The following is an 18,450-nucleotide window of genomic DNA, read 5'->3' as shown; positions in this document are numbered from 1 at the left end:
TTTTGTATATCAGGAATACAGCTTAACAGTATGGAAATTATTCTAATTACAGCCGCTTTTTTAGCTGGTTTTATTGCGCTTAAATGCAGCCTCCCTCCCCTCGTTGGTTTTCTACTAGCTGGATTTGGCTTGCATGCATTTGGTTACCAAAGCAATGACGTTATCGTCACTCTCGCAGATCTTGGTGTTACTCTTCTTCTGTTTACTATTGGACTCAAACTCGATGTAAAAACCCTGCTGTCCAAAGAAATATGGGGAGGGGCAACCGCCCACAACATACTCTCTACCGCTTTTTTTGCCCTAGCGTTATCCGGCTTAAAACTACTGGGCTTGACTTCGCTAGCCAGTATGGACGGCAGCCAAATCCTGCTTTTAGCTTTTGCACTATCGTTCTCTAGTACCGTTTTTGCCGTAAAAGCATTGCAAGAAAAAGGCGAAATGAACGCGACCTACGGCACACTCGCGATCGGTATTTTGGTTATGCAAGATATTTTTGCCGTAGTATTCCTGACTGCTTCAACCGGAAAAGTCCCAGAATGGTATGCCATCGGTTTGTTCGCACTGCCTTTCCTTCGTCCCCTATTCTATAAGCTGCTCGATAAAGTTGGCCACGGCGAAATGCTGGTGCTATTCGGTATTTTCTTCGCGCTTGTTGTCGGTGCTGGGCTATTCGAGTTGGTCGGGATGAAACCAGACTTGGGCGCGCTAATTTTAGGCATGCTACTCGCAGGTCACCCAAAAGCCTCAGAACTATCCAAGTCATTATTCAATATGAAGGAGCTCTTTTTAGTCTGCTTCTTTTTAAACATTGGTTTATCCGCCTCATTGAGCGTGAATGGCGTCGTTCTCGCCCTGCTATTTATCTTACTGCTACCAATCAAAGGACTCTTGTACTTCGTCACTATTAATCATTTTAAGTTTCGAGTACGTACCTCTTTGCTCGCCTCTTTATCACTATTTAACTACAGTGAGTTTGGTCTTATTGTTGCTGGATTGGCCTATAAAATGGGCTGGATGCCAAGTGATATGCTTGCTGCGATTGCGGTTGCGGTGTCGGTATCCTTTGTAATTTCCGCGCCACTTAACCGCCTTAGCCATAAAATTTATCAACATTCAGGTAAGTGGCTGCAAGAGACAGCGGTAGAAAAGCTCAATCAACGCGACCAACTCATCAACCCAGGTCATGCCCAAGTATTGATCTTAGGTATGGGGCGTATTGGAACGGGCGCTTATGATGAGCTACGCTCACGCTATGGCAAAATTTCATTGGGTATAGAAATTCGTGAAGACGCTGCACATCATCATCGTTCAGAAGGAAGAAATGTGATTTCTGGTGATGCCACCGACCCGGATTTCTGGGAGCGAATTTTAGATACAGGTCATGTAAAACTGGTTCTGCTTGCAATGCCACATCATCAAGGTAACCAAACAGCACTTGAGCAGCTTAAACGCAGAAAATATAAGGGGCAAATTGCCGCTATCGCCGAATACCCAGATCAATTGGAAGGCTTACTTGAAAATGGCGTTGACGCAGCATTCAATATATATAGTGAAGCTGGTAGCGGTTTTGCTCGACACGTCTGTAAACAACTTCAGCCTAAATTCACACCAATTAAATAAGCAACAGCACTGATATTTTTTGAAAGGCTTTCTATTGATAGAAAGCCTTTTTTGTATAGTTTTTATACCAAACCTTGATCTCATTCACCAAAACAACGATTAAATTAAATATTTTCCATACAACAAGGCCTTTTATCATTTTTTTAATCACAAAACGTTGCTTTTTTTATTAGTAATGGCAAATTTAAACCATACCGATTAGAAATTGTTTAGTTTAGTAAGGATGTAGTATGTGTTCAGTATTTGGCATTTTAGACATTAAAAGCGATGCAGCCGCATTGCGCCCTATCGCATTAGAGATGTCGAAAAAACTTCGTCACCGTGGCCCAGACTGGTCTGGGATTTACTCTTCAGAGCGTGCTATTTTAGCGCACGAGCGCTTGGCGATTGTTGGTCTAAATAGTGGTGCACAGCCGCTATACAGCCCTGATAAGAAGCTCATCCTTGCCGTCAATGGTGAAATCTACAACCATAAAGAAATTCGTGCTCGTTACGAAGGAAAGTACGAATTTCAAACCGATTCAGACTGTGAAGTCATTCTTGCACTTTACCAAGATATGGGTGCAGATCTCCTTGAAGAACTAAACGGTATTTTCGCTTTTGTGCTCTACGACGAAGAAAAAGATGAGTATTTAGTCGGCCGTGACCATATTGGTATTATCCCTCTTTATCAAGGTCACGATGAGCATGGTAACTACTATGTGGCATCAGAGATGAAGGCTCTTGTTCCAGTATGTAAAACAGTAAGTGAATTCCCTCCTGGTAGCTATTACAGCTCTAAAGATACTGAGCCAACACGTTACTATGTTCGTGACTGGAACGAGTACGCAGCAGTACAAGGTAACAGCACTAGCAAAGAAGAATTGACTGAAGCGCTAGAAGCGGCTGTTAAACGCCAACTAATGACTGACGTGCCTTACGGTGTACTTCTTTCGGGCGGTCTAGATTCTTCTATTACATCTGCGGTAGCAAAACGCTTTGCAGCGATGCGTATTGAAGATGATGAAAAGTCTGAAGCTTGGTGGCCTCAACTGCACTCTTTTGCTGTTGGCCTAGAAGGCGCGCCTGACCTGAAAGCCGCTCGCGAAGTTGCCGACCAAATTGGTACCGTTCACCACGAAATGACGTACACGATTCAAGAAGGTTTGGACGCGATTCGTGACGTGATTTACCACATTGAAACGTATGACGTGACGACTATCCGCGCATCAACACCTATGTTCTTAATGGGTCGTAAGATCAAAGCGATGGGTATCAAGATGGTATTGTCTGGTGAGGGCGCTGACGAAATCTTTGGTGGCTACCTTTACTTCCACAAAGCGCCAAACGCGAAAGAGTTCCACGAGGAGACTGTGCGTAAACTGCTTGCTCTGAACATGTTCGACTGTGCTCGTGCTAACAAGTCGCTGGCAGCATGGGGAGTTGAAGGACGCGTACCTTTCCTAGATAAAGAGTTCATTGATGTAGCAATGCGCTTGAACCCAGCAGACAAGATGTGTGGCAACGGTAAAATGGAGAAACACATCCTTCGTGAGTGCTTCGAGCACTACCTGCCAGAATCGATCGCATGGCGTCAAAAAGAGCAGTTCTCTGATGGCGTTGGCTACAGCTGGATCGATACGCTGAAAGAAGTAGCAGAACAGAAAGTGACAGACCAGCAGATGGAAACAGCTCAATATCGATTCCCATACAACACGCCAACGACAAAAGAAGGCTACGTGTACCGTGAAATCTTTGAAGAGTTATTCCCACTTCCATCAGCAGCAGAGTGTGTACCAGGAGGCCCTTCAGTAGCGTGTTCTTCAGCGAAGGCGATTGAATGGGATGAATCGTTCCAAAACTGTGTTGACCCATCAGGTCGTGCAGTACAGACCGTTCACAACGACTCATACTAATTCTCTACGATAAAGATAAGGGTTGGTTCGTCCAACCCTTTTAAAACAGACAAAAAATTAGATACGATCAAAAAGAGGTGCTTTTGCACCTCTTTTTATGTTTGATGGAATTAGGCTATTTTAAATCTAAATCACTATTGTCTATGCTGACAGGCACACGCTTGGTGATCATCTGAACTAGCATAATTGAGCGTTTCTCACCATCTTGTTCTTGGAAGATGGCATCTATGCCCGCAAATTGACCGCTTTTAACTCTAATTTGATCGCCTGGTTTTGGCATACATTCAGAAACGGTATTGTCATTACAACACTTTTCTAGCTGCATCAATTCGAAGACCAAGTCACCTTGAACTTCTTTCGGTTGAGCACCAAAACGCACAAAGTCAACAACACCTCGAGTAGAGCGGACTGAGGTGAAGTTTGGCCCTTGCTCATAATCAAAGTAAGCGAATACGTAACAAGGAAACAGCGGTTCCTCGACTTTTTGTCTTTTACCGCGCAAAATCTTCTCAACTTCTACAGTTGGATAAAAGCACTCTACACCTTGATTTTCAAGGTGTTGTTTCGCCCTAACCTGCTCCCCACGTTTACAATAAAGTAGATACCAACGTTTCATCTTTTTACTAGCCAATTCTATTTTGTTTTTATCCTAGCATTAAGCCAAAGTTGAGTCATTGATATTCAGTTTATCTATAAAAGTATGATTATACATCGCTCGCATTAACGACATTTTTCAGCAACTTACGATAAAGAAGTCCATAGGCAAAAATGGAAATTAAGTTTGTAACACAACCAATACACCATCATATAATCTGCAAATCCAATCAAAAACAGCCACTTAACAAACAAAAATAGTTGAATGGCAAAATTTTATTATTTGTCACTCGTTGAATTGCATTGTATACGTAGAAGTCGTTAAAAAATGTAATAACTATTATTAGAAGAGCTTATGTCAAACCAACATCAATATTTTGGTCATCCACGTGGCCTGTTCTTATTGTTCGGTACTGAACTGTGGGAACGCTTTTCTTACTACGCAATGCGTGCCATTCTCGTGCTTTACCTCACCGATACAACAATGAATGGCGGCCTTGGCTGGTCAACCAAAGACGCATTAGACCTATACGGCATATACACAGGGCTTGTGTATATCACGCCTCTTATCGGTGGTTACCTAGCAGATAACTATTTAGGTCAACGTCGCTCAATTTTGCTTGGTGGCGCGTTAATGGCCATCGGCCAGTTTACTCTTGCACTTCCTGCTGATGCTTTAGGTATTGGTTCGCTACACAGTTTCTATTTAGGTCTTGGCCTACTTATCACTGGTAACGGTCTCTTTAAGCCAAATATCTCAACCATGGTTGGCGACCTTTATCAAGAAGGTGACAACCGTCGTGACGGCGCATTCACTATCTTTTATATGGGTATCAACTTAGGTGCATTACTTGCCGGCGTCGTTTCTGGCTCTGTGACAACCTCTTACGGTTGGAAAGCAGGCTTTGTTGCCGCTGGTGTGGGTATGCTGGTTAGCCTAGTGATGCAAATGGTACTGGCTCAATCATGGCTTGGTGATATTGGTCGTGAACCAGCGGCGAAACGAGATCTAAACAACAAAAACGCCACCACGAAGCAGCCACTCACCAAAGAAGAAGTGAATCGACTAAAAGTAATTCTGGTCATGAGCTTATTCACTATTGTCTTCTGGGCAGGCTTTGAACAAGCTGGTGGTCTGATGAACATCTACACTCAACAATATACTGATCGCATGATTGGTGGTTTCGAAGTTCCTGCTGCGTGGTTCCAATCACTAAACCCATTTTTCATTATTACTCTAGCGCCAGTTCTGGCTGTCCTTTGGGTAAAATTGGGTAAACGTGAACCTACTTCGCCAGTGAAATTTGCGATGGCACTATTTTTCTTGGCGATTGGTTTCCTTTGTATGGTTGGCGCAGTGCTAGAACAAGGTGGAGATACAACAGTAAAAACATCGATGTTATGGTTGGTCGGCGCTTTCTTCTTCCACACATTAGGCGAGCTGTGTTTATCACCAATTGGTCTTTCATTGGTAACTAAATTAGCACCGCTTCGCTTAGCTTCACTTATGATGGGTGCATGGTTTGGCTGTAATGCGATTGCTAACTATGTTGCGGGCTATGTGGGCTCTCACGTAGGCGAGTTAGGCGCTATGGCTATCTTTAGTGGTATTGCGGTCAGCGCAACCGTAAGTGGCGTAATTTTGCTCCTATTCTCTAATACACTCGTTCGCTGGATGCATGGCGCTGAAAATACGCACAGCACGGCAGAGCAAGTAGAAGAGCAGCAAGTACAAGTTGCTTGATCGCTCAACTAAACGTAGAAAGGGTCGCTATTGCGACCCTTTTTTGTATCTAAAGTTTAGATTGAACTAACTCAACCATCATCTCGATATGAAGTTCACTATCGTTCAAACAAGGGATGTAGGTAAAGTTTTCGCCACCAGCTTCAAGGAAAATCTCTTTACACTCTTCCGAGATCTCTTCCAACGTCTCTAAACAATCTGACGAAAATGCAGGGGTCACAACATTAATATTTTTCACACCCTTTGCAGGAAGTGCTTCTAGGGTCTTATCGGTATAAGGTTGAAGCCACTCTTCTCTCCCAAATCGGGACTGATACGTCATGCCAATTTGTTGTTCGCTTAAACCTAACGCTTCCCCAAGCAAGCGAGTCGTCTCTTCACAATGCTGTGGGTAAACATCACCATTGTCAGCATAGCGTTTTGGAATACCATGATAAGAACACAGCAGGTAATCTCCCTGGCCATTCTTTTGCCAATGTTCACGAACTGAATGCGCTAACGCTTCAATATATTTCGGGTGATTGTAATAATCACGAATAAAGCTAAAGCCCGGCATCACAGGCAGGTTTTTAAATGCTTTAGTGATTCCGTCAGAAACCGCTGCCGTTGTTGTGCCCGAGTATTGCGGATACAAAGGTAAAACAATGACTTCATCAACGCCTTGCGCCAATAGGGCTTCAAAGCCTGATTGTAAACTTGGGTTACCATACGTCATACCAAGCTCTACAGGTATATCAAGCTTTTGTGCTAACTTTTCAGTTTGGCGTTTAGAGTACACCATCAACGGCGAGCCCTCTTCCATCCATACTGATTGATAGAGTTTGGCAACTTTAGGAGCTCGGATAGGAAGGATAACGCCGTGCAATAGTGGACACCAAAGCCATCGAGTCATGTCTACCACTCGGTGATCATGAAGAAACTGACTTAAAAAGCGCTTTACGGCAGGAGCGGTTGGTGCGTCAGGAGTTCCCAGGTTAACTAGGAGTACACCCTGTTTATTATTCTCTTTCATAACATCCTATTCATGGTAAACGGCTTGGTTCATATATTTAAGTAACCTCGAAGTAACGAATAGCCGAGCTGAAGTTAATTAGATATATGTTTACGAGTAAACTAAAAAAAGCGACCACTTGGGCCGCTTTCAATATATCAAAATATTAAATTTTTGACTTCAGCAAATTAAGATAGTGCTTTCTCGATATCCGCACTAACTTCAGCTACTTGCTTAGTACCATCAAACTTAAGGTACTTAGTCTTGCCTGCTTCAGCTTCTTTGCCGTAGTAGTTGATTAGCGGCGCAGTTTGCTCGTGGTAAACACCTAGACGAGCACGTACTGTTTCTTCTTTGTCGTCATCACGAACAACAAGATCTTCACCAGTTACATCATCTTTACCTTCCACTTTAGGCGGGTTGTAAACCACGTGGTAAGTACGACCAGAAGGAAGGTGAGCACGACGACCAGCCATACGCTCAACAATTACATCGTCTGCAACGTCAAATTCGATAACGTAGTCTACGTCTACGCCCATTTCTTTTAGGCCGTCAGCTTGAGGGATAGTACGTGGGAAACCATCTAGTAGGAAACCGTTTGCACAGTCTTCTTGAGCGATGCGCTCTTTGATAAGACCAAGGATGATTTCATCAGAAACTAGCTGACCAGCGTCAATAACAGCTTTAGCTTGTTTACCAAGCTCTGTACCTGCTTTGATAGCAGCACGAAGCATATCACCAGTAGAGATTTGTGGAATACCGTATTTTTCCATGATGAAGTTTGCTTGTGTGCCTTTACCTGCACCTGGAGCACCTAGAAGAATGATGCGCATGATTTATCCTCTTTAATATTTAAGATTTATACCGAAGCTCACAATAGCTGACCTCTTAGACATCAAACCTGAGAAGCACCTGCAACGATAAGTTTCGGTATAACGTATATAGGCGAGCAAAAATACACGCCTTATTACTCACATTCAAGTCGCAGATTCTATCACAGGTTCTCTGAGCAAAGAGTGTATTAAGACTAAAGAATGTTAACAGTACCCTCTTTCACGCCCTATTGATTATTAACTCAGCACTTGAGATGCAAAATTTTGCGACAACAAACAAAAAGCTCGCGAAATGCGAGCTTTTTGATTTGCAGAGGTTATTACACCTTAGTCAAAAGTTGATTAACGGCTCCTAAGAACTCTGTTGGATCCTCAATAGAGCCTCGCTCCGCTAGCATTGCCTGACCAAGCAGAACTTCAACCCAGCGACCAAACGCTTCTTCATCGGCTTCGTCAGCCATACGCTTAACCAATTTGTGCTCAGGGTTTAGCTCAAAGATGTATTTCACTTCCGGCACAGCTTGACCAGCTGCCGCAAGAAGCTTCGCCATTTGAGTGCCCATTTCGTAATCGTCCGTTACCACAACAGCAGGCGTAGATGCGAGTTTGAAGGTCGTACGAACTTCTTTCACACGATCGCCTAGGTAAGACTTCGTGCGCTCTACAACCGACTTGAACTCTTCTTCGGTTTCTTTTTGCTTCTCTTTTTCTGCTTCATCTTCAAACTGACTTAGATCAAGCCCAGCTTTAGTGATTGACTGGAACTGTTTACCATCAAACTCAGTTAAGTAGTTCATCAGCCACTCATCAATGCGGTCGTACATCAAGATAACTTCAATGCCTTTCGCTTTGAACTGTTCTAAGTGAGGGCTGTTTTTCGCAGCTGCATAGCTGTCTGCCGTCAAGTAGTAGATCTTATCTTGACCTTCTTTCATGCGCTCAACGTAAGACGCCAAGCCCACAGTTTGCTCAGAAGAGTCCACTTCAGTTGAGGCAAAGCGCAATAAACCTGCAACTTTCTCTTTGTTTGCAAAGTCCTCCGCAGGGCCCTCTTTCATCACAAGACCAAACTCTTTCCAGAATGATTGGTATTTCTCTTCGTCATTCTTGGCCATACGCTCGAGCATCGTTAGCACGCGCTTAGTACAAGCATTACGTAGAGACTGAGTCACTTTATTGTCTTGTAAGATCTCACGCGATACGTTTAGCGGTAAATCGTTTGAGTCTATTAAACCACGTACGAAGCGTAAGTATGACGGCATAAATTGCTCTGCATCGTCCATAATGAATACGCGCTGTACGTACAGTTTCAAGCCTGATTTGTGGTCGCGGTTCATCATATCCCAAGGTGCTTTCGATGGGATGTATAGTAAGCTCGTGTAGTCGTTTTTACCTTCTACACGGTTATGACTCCAGACCAAGGGATCGGCAAAGTCATGTGATACGTGCTTGTAGAACTCTTGATACTCTTCTTCTGAAATGTCAGATTTGTTACGCGTCCACAGTGCTTGGGCTTTGTTGATTTGCTCCCACTTCTTCTCATCTGTTTCCTTGCCTTCGTCATCACGAACGACAGTTTGGATTGAAACAGGAATGCCGATGTGATCAGAGTACTTACTGATAACGTCACGTAGACGCCACTCATTCAAAAACTCTTTACCCTCTTCACGCATATGAAGAATGATGTCGGTACCACGTGACTCTTTGGTAATGTTTTCGATGGTGTACTCACCTTCACCCGCTGAGTGCCATTGTACCGCTTCATCAGCGGCTAGACCCGCAGCGCGAGTGCGCACGGTAACGGCGTCAGCAACGATAAATGCCGAGTAGAAACCAACACCAAACTGACCAATAAGCTGAGAGTCTTTGCTCTGCTCTTCAGATAGCTTTGAGAAAAACTCGGCTGTTCCAGATTTTGCGATTGTTCCTAAGTGCTCAATCACATCATCACGGCTCATACCGATACCGTTATCAGAAATGGTTAAGGTATTTGCGCTTTCATCAAACGACAGTTTCACGCAAAGGTCTGCATTACCTTCGTATAGATCTGGGTTAGATAACGCCTGAAAGCGCAGTTTGTCTGATGCATCTGATGCGTTAGAGATCAGCTCGCGTAAAAAGATCTCTTTATTTGAATAAAGAGAATGGATCATTAAATGCAGTAGTTGTTTTACTTCTGATTGAAAACCACGAGTTTCTTTATTTTGAGATACGGTTTCGCTCATGTGTGCTCCATAACATCTAAACTAATTGGCTTTTTCATAGGGACAAGTTTGTGACTTTCCCCTTGAAATCACCTTACCGAGATGTCATTTAACATGTGGCTGACAAATGTAAATTCAAGGTCAATATTGCTAAAAACGGTGTTTTTTTAGAAAATTTTAATTATCCTACCCGTCTAAAAGCATCTAAAATGTCGTGCGCACTCCAAGCGCCCCGGTAATTTTGTGACATAAATCACCATAATTACAACATCATCCATCTAAGAAGAACTAAATGACTAACATTGGCACCAAATTTCTACTTGCTCAAAGGTTCACCTTTGATCCAAATAGTAATTCGCTCGCTGACCAACAAAACGGCAACGACGTTGTACGATTAGGAAGCAACGAAAGCCGTATACTTCTGATGTTGGCAGAGAGACCAAACGAAGTTTTAACCCGTAACGAGCTTCACGAGTTTGTTTGGCGTGAGCAAGGTTTTGAGGTGGATGACTCAAGCCTGACTCAAGCGATTTCTACTCTGCGTAAGATGTTGAAGGATTCAACAAAATCTCCAGAGTTTGTTAAAACGGTACCTAAACGTGGCTACCAACTCATTTGTTCAGTGGAACGCTTGAGCCCATTTTCTACTGACTCTAACACTGACGTTGAAGAAACCGCTTCTGAACAAGAAGCGCCAGCAGTGGAGTTAGAAGCGAGCGATACACCACCAACAGAGATAGTGACCGATACTACTGCTGATCTTGAGCCTCAAGTAGAGCCGACTAAAACTCAGCCGAAGCCAGCATCTAACACGATTAACTGGCTACCGCGTGTCATTATCTTTTTGTCTCTGCTGCTTCCTGTTTGCGTATTGTTATTCACGAACCCTGCGGAATCCCAATTCCGTCAGATTGGTGAGTATCAAAGTGTACCGGTGATGACACCTGTAAATCACCCTCAAATCAACAACTGGTTGCCTTCAATAGAGCAATGCATTGAGCGCTACGTGAAGCACCATGCAGAAGACTCGTTGCCAGTGGAAGTGATTGCCACTGGTGGACAAAATAACCAGCTGATTCTGAACTACATTCATGACAGTAACCACTCTTACGAGAACGTAACACTGCGTATTTTCGCAGGTCAAAACGATCCAACAGACATCTGCAAATAAAGGAGGCCAATATGAAGATTAAATTAGCATCTGCGGTTTTGGCCGTATCCGTTCTTTTCAGTAGTTGGTTGTATTGGGGAAGTGACCTAAAAGTGGAGCAGCTCCTCACAGCAAACGAATGGCAGTCGACCATGGTGACAGTCATTACAGACAGCTTGCCTGACGATACTGTCGGCCCACTACGCCGAGTTAATGTTGAATCAAACGTGAAATATCTCCCTAATGGTGACTATATTCGCGTAGCAAATATAAAACTATTCGCTCAAGGTTCAACCGCAGAATCAACGATAAATATCTCGGAAAAAGGCCGCTGGGAAGTAAGTGACAACTATTTGTTGGTCTCGCCTTCGGAGTTTAAAGATATTTCATCTTCTCAATCAAAAGACTTTTCCGAAGCACAGCTACGTTTAATTACTCAAATTTTTAAGCTAGATGCGGAGCAAAGTCGTCGTATTGACGTCGTGAACGAAAAAACACTATTGCTCACTAGCTTGAACCACGGTTCTTCGGTACTGTTTAAAAACTAATTTTGATTGGATGATAAGGGGGCAAGACGCCCCCTTTGTTTTGCTTATGGATTGGCTAGATACCACTACTCTCTTTTTCGGTTCACTAATCGCCAACACGCTGGCTTCACTTTCCGGTGGCGGAGCAGGCTTGCTTCAATTCCCTTTACTCATCTTTCTCGGCTTACCGTTCTCCGTTGCGCTAGGCACACATAAAGTGGCTTCGGTCGCTTTAGGCTTAGGCGCAGCAAGCACGCATTTAAGATCAGGCACTATTAAATGGAAAATCGCGCTCTACCTTATCTTGTCCGGCAGTATTGGCGTGATTTTAGGGGCTAACTTAATTGTACAGATCCCTGATGGTATCGCGGAAAAGATGCTCGGCACGATGATCCTAGCGCTGGGTATCTACTCGCGATTTAAGACATCGCTAGGCCAAGCTGAAGTAATACGCAACCGTCATCCTATTGGTTGGGTTATTGGTGGAATTGGCTTGCTGTTTATCGGCATCATTAACGGATCTCTTACCGCAGGTTCTGGTTTGCTCGTGACACTATTTTTGGTGCGCTGGTTTGGTTACGACTACAAACAAGCCGTTGCTTACACCATGATTTGTGTCGGCCTGTTTTGGAATGGCATTGGAGGCATTGCCGTCGTACAGGCAGGGGCGCCTATTCACTGGGCTTGGTTACCTGTTTTATTGTTAAGCTCTTTTCTAGGCGGCAGTTTAGGCGCATGGGCCGCGACTCGATACAGTAACAGAGTGATTAAAGTTGCATTCGAAATTCTCACGTTTGCGGTGGGCATCAAGTTGCTGGTTTAAAAAGATTAAAAGGAAAGTTTCATGGATAAAGCAATCATTGATATTTATTACTGCCGCCAGTGCAACTGGATGTTGCGTTCAACTTGGCTATCGCAAGAATTACTGCATACTTTTAGTGAAGAAATAGAAACAATCAGCTTACACCCAGACACAGGTGGTCGCTTCGAAATTTTCTGTAATGGCCAGCAAATTTGGGAACGGAAAAAAGACAGCGGCTTTCCTGAAGCCAAGGTGCTAAAACAGCGCGTTAGAGACATTATCGACCCAGAACGCGATTTAGGACATTCAGACACAAAATAGGGAGCAATTCGCTCCCTATTTTTTTACTTAGTAAAACCGTTAAATCATGGTTTGTGCTAATACTTCGCCTTCTGGCGTTTTTACCGTTAGCTTATTGTCTTCTAGAGTACCAAAGCTTCTCGGTAAGCCATTACGTGGGAATGTCATCGAGCCTGGGTTGAATATAATGGCTCCATCTTGCATCTCTGCGACGGGAACATGTGTATGCCCGTGGGCGATGATATCACCTTCGCGCAGTGGCGGCCGTTTTTCAGAGTTGTACAAGTGACCATGAGTCAAAAAGATTCTCTTGCCAGATTCAAGTAGCACCCATGAGTAATCCATCATCATTGGAAACTTCAATAGCATTTGGTCCACTTCACTATCACAGTTGCCACGTACAGAAATAATTTGATCACTGTATTGGTTCAATAAGTCTGCTACCTGTGGAGGGTTGTAGCCTTCCGGAATAGGGTTTCGCGGCCCATGGTTTAGCGTATCTCCTAGCAAAATCAGGTGGTGCGCACCAGAAGCCAAAAATAGATCAATGGTTTCTTTAGTTGCTGGCAAAGAGCCATGCAGGTCTGAGGCAAAAAATAGTTTCACGACATCATCTCCTCAAAAAGTATGAGGTCATTCTACGGCATTTTTTTAGCAGCTCAACCTACGACGGTTTGAATACTACTGGTAGCGCAATGATTCAATGACCATAGGCAAAACATAGAACCATGCTGCATACGCTGTTCCAACCAACACCAGTATCCAAAACACCATCGACATAAATTTTGATTTGGCTAGATGGTGCAGCGGATCGGGCTCTCCGCATCCTGGACATGCATGAGCGCGTTTTGAGATTTGTTTCTCACACACGGGGCAAGAGACTAAAGGCATGATACAGATTCCTCGACATTAGGCTTAGGGCGCAAAGAATAATGGTGAATCAACACATATGCAACCTAACATATATTAAATATTTTAGTTCTTTGTAACAGTCGCTGACTTGAGAAAAAATCGTTGATTTTTCATTTATATCAACCTATTACACTTCTTCTCGCACCATACCATTGATGACAATATTGTTATAACTCACCATCCCAATGACCTCGCCACTTTCAATGACCGGCGCTCTGCTTATGCCAAATCGCTCAAACAAACGGGCACAATATTTTACGTTCATATCTGGTTCGACACACAAAGCGGGCTTGGTCATGATTTCATAAATATTTGTGCGCTGAGGAGAACGATTATTCGCCAGCACCTTTTTGGCGATATCATTCATCAACACGATGCCATATTCATCATTATCATCTCGCTTTTTCACCACCAGCGCTTTGACTTGGTATTTTCTCGCTAGCGTTATGCCTTCGTATACGGTCATCAGTCCATCAACCATCACATACGTTGCCGCCATAACATCTCGAACTCTAATTATCGTTTGATCACTCATAATTCATCCTCAACCACTTTGGTCAACGTTTCTACTTGATGCGCGACACCGACTGCATCTTCAATATCGATCTGAATAGCAATGCCCTGCCCCGACTCTCTGTCGAATTCACCAACCTCATTAATGGTTTCTAATATGTGTCGAGAGAGATGTTCCTCGACCACAAACAGCAGCACATCTTTTTGCACTTCTAGCGTTAAACCAAAAAACGTTCGCTTTTGATTTAAACCTTGCCCGCGAGCATTGTTAATCACTGTTGCACCGGTCGCACCAGCATCGCGTGCAGCGTCCAGCACCTTGTCTGTTTTGCTGTCTTCAACAAACGCAAGTATCAATTTAAAGCGCATTTTCTTCTTCCTCCGAGACGTTTTTATTCAGCCACTGGGTTATTTGCGCATAGCCCATCACAGAGATCATAGGAAATAGACTGGCAAACGCGATCAAGCCAAAGCCATCAATCATTGGGTTTCTTCCAGGGACGGTCGAAGCAAGCCCTAACCCTAATGCAGTTACAAGTGGGACAGTGACGGTAGAAGTTGTTACGCCTCCAGAATCGTAGGCGAGTGGAACAATAAGCTTAGGAGCGTAAAACGTTTGAATCACAACGACGATGTAACCCGCGATGATGTAATAATGAATGGGATCGCCCACGACAATCCGGTAACTCCCTAATGCAATACCAATTGCCACCCCAAACGCAACGGCTACGCGCAAGCCGTTAATACTGATACTGCCTCCAGAGACTTGGTTTGCTTTTATCGCTACAGCGATTAAAGAAGGCTCTGCAATCGTGGTACTAAAGCCTATAAAAAAGGCGAAGGTGTAAACCCAATAATAGTCGACCCACATTAAGGCTTTCCCTACCGATACTTTGAACTCTTGTAAAAACTCCGGCGCCGTTAATTGCACAGCCATCGTCTCCCCAAGTGGAAACAACGCCATTTCTAATCCAAGTAAAAAAAGAGCTAGCCCGAAAATCACATAAACGAACCCAAGCAAAACTTTCTTAAGGTTGCTAACAGGACGCCTTAACACGGCTAACTGAAAACCAAAAATAATGCTGGCGATGGGAACGACGTCTCTAACGGTCGATAATAAAGTGTCTAGGAAATGATCAATTGAAATCATGTTACGACCATTCCGTAAACCATCACAAACATCATCGGTAACAGCGAGGCAAAAGCGATTAAACCAAAGCCATCCACCATAGGGTTGCGCCCTTTAATAGAAGACGCTAAACCGACGCCCAGTGCAGTGACCAAAGGTACTGTTATGGTGGACGTGGTTACACCTCCGGAATCGTAAGCGACGCCAATAATGGCTTCAGGTGCAAACCACGTCAGTATTACAACGCCTACATAGCCACCAATGATCATGTAATGAATCGGCCACCCTTTTAAGATACGCAAAACGCCGATAACGATGGCTATACCCACAGAGAGAGCTACTGTTACTCGAAGTCCTTCTCCGTAATCCTGCATGGACTGCTCTGAGTTAGCGATCATTCCGCCCTCTGCCGCAACTTCTGAGGCTTCTTCCGCTACCGCGGTCAATGCAGGTTCAGCTATCGTGGTGCCAAACCCCAAACAAAACGCAAAGACTAATAACCAAAACACACTGCCTTTTTTTGCAAAGGCTTGAGCCATACTCTCTCCGATAGGAAAAAGACCAAGTTCTAGGCCAAAGATAAAAAAGGTTAATCCTAAAACGACAAGCAACAAGCCAAAAAGAATGGAGACCAGGTTGGGCAGCGGCTCTTGCAAAACGACTAATTGGAAAAAAGTGATAACAATGATGATGGGTAATAAGTCACGAGCACTATTGAGGAGCGCTCGAAAAAGCGCAACAAATGCTTCCATGCCTATCCTCCTTGATTGTGCAAACTGATTACGCTCGTTCCAATGAGCGATAACTTCTAGTCTGGCATAGATTTCACTCTTCTACCGTGAATGCACTAGCGCCATCTATAACATTTAGTTACATATTTTCTAATATGTGAAGTTAATAGTATCTCTGCCAGCTTGTCACTATCCCAGAAATAATGGTGTTGAGATGATCAAGCTAAGCACAAAGCGACTATAATGTTCTAATACGTGTACATTCAAAGAGATAACATGAAGATATTACTCACAGGTGGCACTGGGTTTATTGGCTCGGAGTTGCTCAAGCTGCTATCAACTCACCAGGTTATGCTACTTACACGCTCTCCAGAGCGAGCAAAACAACGCCTACAGCATGCTGATCTGGGTAATATCGAATACCTTGACTCGCTCGAGTCGTTCGCCGATCTCAATCACGTTGATGCCGTCATTAATCTTGCAGGTGAGCCTATTGCGGATAAAAGGTGGACCAGCGAGCAAAAAGAAAAAATCTGCAAAAGTCGTTGGAAAATTACCGAACAAATTGTTGAGCTGTTCCACGCTAGTACCGAACCTCCCTCTGTTTTTATTAGTGGCTCGGCAGTTGGCTACTATGGTGATCAACAAGACCATCCGTTTGATGAGTGCTTACATGTTAATAGCGACGACTTTCCTCACGAGGTTTGTGCAAAGTGGGAGCAAATAGCCAAGCGCGCAGAGTCGGAGCAAACTCGGGTTTGTCTAATGAGAACTGGCGTGGTACTCGGCCTTAATGGTGGTGCGTTGGCAAAGATGCTATTACCTTACAAGCTTGGCGTAGGCGGCCCACTTGGGAACGGTAATCAGTACATGCCTTGGATTCACATCCTAGATATGGTCCGCGCCATCATGTACTTGCTTGAAACACCACATGCCCACGGTGCATTCAATATGTGCGCCCCCCATCCTGTGACTAATCGTATATTCAGCGGCACACTAGCTAAAACGCTAAAACGTCCGCATATCTTGTTCACGCCTAAATGGGTGATGGAACTCCTAATGGGAGAATCTTCCTGCTTATTGTTTGATAGCATGAGAGCCAAACCCAAAAAACTCACCGAACTGGGCTTTAAATTTAGCTACTCCAGAATAGAGCCAGCACTCAAGCACTTGCTTCATGACCGGAGCTGATGAATGATGGCTCCAATCAATGCTTCTGAGTCTTAAATTAAATTATGAAAAAGTCGATTCTTATTACGGGTTGTTCAACCGGCATCGGTTACGTGTGTGCTCACGCCCTACAAAACAAGGGATTTAATGTCATTGCATCTTGCAGGAAAGAACAAGATGTCCAGCGCCTAATTAATGAAGGGCTAACCTGCATCAATCTAGACCTAAATAACCCAGAAAGCATTTCTTCGGGCGTGATGCAAGCGCTAGAATTAGCAGAAGGTAAGCTTTACGCAGTGTTCAATAATGGTGCCTATGGTCAGCCCGGAGCACTGGAAGACTTACCCACCGAGGCTCTTCAAGATCAATTTCAGACCAACTTTTTTGGTTGGCACCAGTTGGTCAGAGAAGTGCTTCCTCATATGCGCCAGCAAGGCGAAGGACGCATCATACAAAACAGCTCTGTTCTTGGTTTTGCCGCAATGAAATACCGTGGTGCCTATAATGCATCAAAATTTGCCTTAGAAGGCTGGACAGATACGCTCAGGCTAGAGCTTGCGGATACGAATATCAAAGTGGCATTGATAGAACCAGGACCGATCGAAACTCAATTTAGAAACAATGCATTACGAGCCTTTGAGAAGTGGGTTGATATTGAATCTAGCCCCCATCGTCATGCTTATGAAGGACAAAGAGAGCGACTCAACAACGACAAGTCTAATAATCGATTTGTTTTGCCTGCAGAGTCTTGCATCGCACCAGTTCTTCATGCATTAACTAGCGTTTCACCGAAAATTCGTTATCGAATTACTACACCGACTAAATTATTCGCAGTCTTGAAAAGACTATTACCAACCCGTGTACTTGATAAAATTTTGCGACAGGCTGCATAAAAAAGTTTTGTCGAAATGTAATTTCACCGTAACAATGTGATGTCATTATGAACATGTAGGTTAAAAAAGCCTCAACTAAACGAATCAATTTCTACGCAATTCAGCGGGGATTCTTTCGCCCAAAGTGATTGAGTTGCTTAGATTTGGTATCGCCACCCATTACGTTTTGTAGCAATGTTTATACTACTGCGAGGCAACAATGACATTAAATCAGCTTAACTGGCTTAGTGTGGGTGTAGTGTTGACCATGTTCATCCTATTTTGATACCGCACTAACAAATAGCATTAGAATTGCGCTGCTTCGGCAGCGTTTTCTTTTTATCTAACACCTGAGCAGCAATAACCTCACTCTGTTACCTCACGTTTTCTCAAAATAGAATGATTCATTATTGATGGTGAATGTCGCTTGAATTTCACCTAAATCAACTCCATATCTAATATC

At 43.8% G+C, this 18,450-nt stretch carries 19 protein-coding genes; 9 read left to right on the top strand and 10 right to left on the bottom strand.

Features of this window, described 5'->3' with window-relative positions; all coding sequences use genetic code 11:
• Positions 1-30: 30 nt before the first annotated feature.
• A complete protein-coding gene (locus R7P74_RS16355; protein WP_005384981.1) occupies positions 31-1,620 on the top strand; it encodes a cation:proton antiporter family protein in 1,590 nt (529 codons plus the stop codon).
• Between the two features lie 230 nt (positions 1,621-1,850).
• Complete coding sequence (gene asnB / locus R7P74_RS16350; RefSeq protein WP_005384979.1) at positions 1,851-3,515, top strand: asparagine synthase B; 1,665 nt, start codon at positions 1,851-1,853, stop codon at positions 3,513-3,515.
• 115 nt (positions 3,516-3,630) lie between these two features.
• Here the strand turns inward: asnB and rfaH are convergent, their stop codons facing one another.
• Positions 3,631-4,131: a transcription/translation regulatory transformer protein RfaH gene (rfaH, locus tag R7P74_RS16345; RefSeq protein WP_005382098.1), complete on the bottom strand. Its 501-nt coding sequence runs from the start codon at positions 4,129-4,131 to the stop codon at positions 3,631-3,633.
• A gap of 333 nt (positions 4,132-4,464) precedes the next feature.
• On the opposite strand from rfaH, the gene R7P74_RS16340 reads away from it, so the two are divergent.
• Positions 4,465-5,853 (top strand): peptide MFS transporter, encoded by a 1,389-nt coding sequence (locus tag R7P74_RS16340; RefSeq protein WP_005382097.1) that lies wholly within the window; start codon positions 4,465-4,467, stop codon positions 5,851-5,853.
• A gap of 49 nt (positions 5,854-5,902) precedes the next feature.
• On the opposite strand, the gene hemH is transcribed toward R7P74_RS16340, so the two are convergent.
• The 3 genes from hemH to htpG form a co-directional block, all read right to left on the bottom strand.
• Positions 5,903-6,865, bottom strand: a complete 963-nt coding sequence (hemH, locus tag R7P74_RS16335) for a ferrochelatase (protein WP_017819956.1) — start codon at positions 6,863-6,865, stop codon at positions 5,903-5,905.
• Between the two features lie 167 nt (positions 6,866-7,032).
• On the bottom strand, positions 7,033-7,677 hold the full coding sequence (gene adk, locus R7P74_RS16330) for an adenylate kinase (RefSeq protein WP_005382094.1): 645 nt from the start codon (positions 7,675-7,677) through the stop codon (positions 7,033-7,035).
• A 320-nt stretch (positions 7,678-7,997) separates the two neighbouring features.
• Entirely contained in the window at positions 7,998-9,902 is a 1,905-nt protein-coding gene (gene htpG / locus R7P74_RS16325; RefSeq protein ID WP_053303298.1) for a molecular chaperone HtpG, read from the bottom strand.
• A gap of 271 nt (positions 9,903-10,173) precedes the next feature.
• Here htpG and R7P74_RS16320 point away from each other — a divergent pair, with 271 nt between their 5' ends.
• From R7P74_RS16320 to R7P74_RS16305, 4 genes are read left to right on the top strand one after another with little or no spacing between them, the layout of a single operon-like run.
• Complete coding sequence (locus R7P74_RS16320) at positions 10,174-11,052, top strand: transcriptional regulator (protein WP_005382092.1); 879 nt, start codon at positions 10,174-10,176, stop codon at positions 11,050-11,052.
• Positions 11,053-11,063: 11 nt separating this feature from the next.
• Positions 11,064-11,579: a transmembrane regulator ToxS gene (toxS, locus tag R7P74_RS16315; protein WP_005382091.1), complete on the top strand. Its 516-nt coding sequence runs from the start codon at positions 11,064-11,066 to the stop codon at positions 11,577-11,579.
• A gap of 46 nt (positions 11,580-11,625) precedes the next feature.
• A complete protein-coding gene (locus R7P74_RS16310) occupies positions 11,626-12,381 on the top strand; it encodes a sulfite exporter TauE/SafE family protein (protein ID WP_047102891.1) in 756 nt (251 codons plus the stop codon).
• Positions 12,382-12,402: 21 nt separating this feature from the next.
• A complete protein-coding gene (locus tag R7P74_RS16305) occupies positions 12,403-12,681 on the top strand; it encodes a SelT/SelW/SelH family protein (protein WP_005382088.1) in 279 nt (92 codons plus the stop codon).
• Positions 12,682-12,720: 39 nt separating this feature from the next.
• Here R7P74_RS16305 and yfcE read toward each other — a convergent pair whose 3' ends face one another.
• The 6 genes from yfcE to R7P74_RS16275 all read right to left on the bottom strand — a co-directional run bounded on the left by yfcE (position 12,721) and on the right by R7P74_RS16275 (position 15,966).
• Complete coding sequence (gene yfcE / locus R7P74_RS16300) at positions 12,721-13,266, bottom strand: phosphodiesterase (RefSeq protein WP_005389637.1); 546 nt, start codon at positions 13,264-13,266, stop codon at positions 12,721-12,723.
• 75 nt (positions 13,267-13,341) lie between these two features.
• On the bottom strand, positions 13,342-13,551 hold the full coding sequence (locus tag R7P74_RS16295) for a hypothetical protein (RefSeq protein WP_005382086.1): 210 nt from the start codon (positions 13,549-13,551) through the stop codon (positions 13,342-13,344).
• A 148-nt stretch (positions 13,552-13,699) separates the two neighbouring features.
• A complete protein-coding gene (locus R7P74_RS16290) occupies positions 13,700-14,107 on the bottom strand; it encodes a CBS domain-containing protein (protein WP_053350442.1) in 408 nt (135 codons plus the stop codon).
• Complete coding sequence (locus R7P74_RS16285; protein ID WP_005382084.1) at positions 14,104-14,454, bottom strand: P-II family nitrogen regulator; 351 nt, start codon at positions 14,452-14,454, stop codon at positions 14,104-14,106. Before R7P74_RS16285 ends, R7P74_RS16290 begins: the two co-directional genes overlap by 4 nt.
• The gene (locus tag R7P74_RS16280) at positions 14,444-15,235 is read right to left on the bottom strand and encodes a DUF1538 domain-containing protein (RefSeq protein WP_005382078.1); all 792 of its coding nucleotides are present in this window, start codon (positions 15,233-15,235) and stop codon (positions 14,444-14,446) included. Before R7P74_RS16280 ends, R7P74_RS16285 begins: the two co-directional genes overlap by 11 nt.
• Positions 15,232-15,966, bottom strand: coding sequence for a DUF1538 domain-containing protein (locus R7P74_RS16275; protein ID WP_005382077.1), 735 nt, complete (start codon positions 15,964-15,966; stop codon positions 15,232-15,234). Before R7P74_RS16275 ends, R7P74_RS16280 begins: the two co-directional genes overlap by 4 nt.
• A 255-nt stretch (positions 15,967-16,221) precedes the next feature.
• On the opposite strand from R7P74_RS16275, the gene R7P74_RS16270 reads away from it, so the two are divergent.
• On the top strand, positions 16,222-17,136 hold the full coding sequence (locus tag R7P74_RS16270) for a TIGR01777 family oxidoreductase (RefSeq protein ID WP_053350441.1): 915 nt from the start codon (positions 16,222-16,224) through the stop codon (positions 17,134-17,136).
• Between the two features lie 44 nt (positions 17,137-17,180).
• Positions 17,181-18,008, top strand: a complete 828-nt coding sequence (locus R7P74_RS16265; RefSeq protein WP_053350440.1) for an SDR family oxidoreductase — start codon at positions 17,181-17,183, stop codon at positions 18,006-18,008.
• The last annotated feature ends 442 nt before the right edge of the window (positions 18,009-18,450 follow it).

The sequence above is a fragment of the Vibrio sp. 2033 genome, from assembly GCF_033339735.1.
Note: the sequence above shows the minus strand (reverse complement) of the source record. Positions and strands in the feature narration are given on the sequence as shown.

What these genes read in the sequence shown, in the direction of transcription:
- R7P74_RS16270 (WP_053350441.1), top strand. Translation starts at nt 16,222, where the DNA reads ATGAAGATATTACTCACAGGTGGCACTGGGTTTATTGGCTCGGAGTTG.
- R7P74_RS16310 (WP_047102891.1), top strand. Translation starts at nt 11,626, where the DNA reads ATGGATTGGCTAGATACCACTACTCTCTTTTTCGGTTCACTAATCGCC.
- R7P74_RS16290 (WP_053350442.1), bottom strand. Translation starts at nt 14,107, where the DNA reads ATGAGTGATCAAACGATAATTAGAGTTCGAGATGTTATGGCGGCAACG.
- htpG (WP_053303298.1), bottom strand. Translation starts at nt 9,902, where the DNA reads ATGAGCGAAACCGTATCTCAAAATAAAGAAACTCGTGGTTTTCAATCA.
- hemH (WP_017819956.1), bottom strand. Translation starts at nt 6,865, where the DNA reads ATGAAAGAGAATAATAAACAGGGTGTACTCCTAGTTAACCTGGGAACT.
- R7P74_RS16275 (WP_005382077.1), bottom strand. Translation starts at nt 15,966, where the DNA reads ATGGAAGCATTTGTTGCGCTTTTTCGAGCGCTCCTCAATAGTGCTCGT.
- R7P74_RS16265 (WP_053350440.1), top strand. Translation starts at nt 17,181, where the DNA reads ATGAAAAAGTCGATTCTTATTACGGGTTGTTCAACCGGCATCGGTTAC.
- R7P74_RS16285 (WP_005382084.1), bottom strand. Translation starts at nt 14,454, where the DNA reads ATGCGCTTTAAATTGATACTTGCGTTTGTTGAAGACAGCAAAACAGAC.
- R7P74_RS16280 (WP_005382078.1), bottom strand. Translation starts at nt 15,235, where the DNA reads ATGATTTCAATTGATCATTTCCTAGACACTTTATTATCGACCGTTAGA.
- adk (WP_005382094.1), bottom strand. Translation starts at nt 7,677, where the DNA reads ATGCGCATCATTCTTCTAGGTGCTCCAGGTGCAGGTAAAGGCACACAA.
- R7P74_RS16295 (WP_005382086.1), bottom strand. Translation starts at nt 13,551, where the DNA reads ATGCCTTTAGTCTCTTGCCCCGTGTGTGAGAAACAAATCTCAAAACGC.
- R7P74_RS16355 (WP_005384981.1), top strand. Translation starts at nt 31, where the DNA reads ATGGAAATTATTCTAATTACAGCCGCTTTTTTAGCTGGTTTTATTGCG.
- toxS (WP_005382091.1), top strand. Translation starts at nt 11,064, where the DNA reads ATGAAGATTAAATTAGCATCTGCGGTTTTGGCCGTATCCGTTCTTTTC.
- R7P74_RS16340 (WP_005382097.1), top strand. Translation starts at nt 4,465, where the DNA reads ATGTCAAACCAACATCAATATTTTGGTCATCCACGTGGCCTGTTCTTA.
- rfaH (WP_005382098.1), bottom strand. Translation starts at nt 4,131, where the DNA reads ATGAAACGTTGGTATCTACTTTATTGTAAACGTGGGGAGCAGGTTAGG.
- R7P74_RS16305 (WP_005382088.1), top strand. Translation starts at nt 12,403, where the DNA reads ATGGATAAAGCAATCATTGATATTTATTACTGCCGCCAGTGCAACTGG.
- R7P74_RS16320 (WP_005382092.1), top strand. Translation starts at nt 10,174, where the DNA reads ATGACTAACATTGGCACCAAATTTCTACTTGCTCAAAGGTTCACCTTT.
- asnB (WP_005384979.1), top strand. Translation starts at nt 1,851, where the DNA reads ATGTGTTCAGTATTTGGCATTTTAGACATTAAAAGCGATGCAGCCGCA.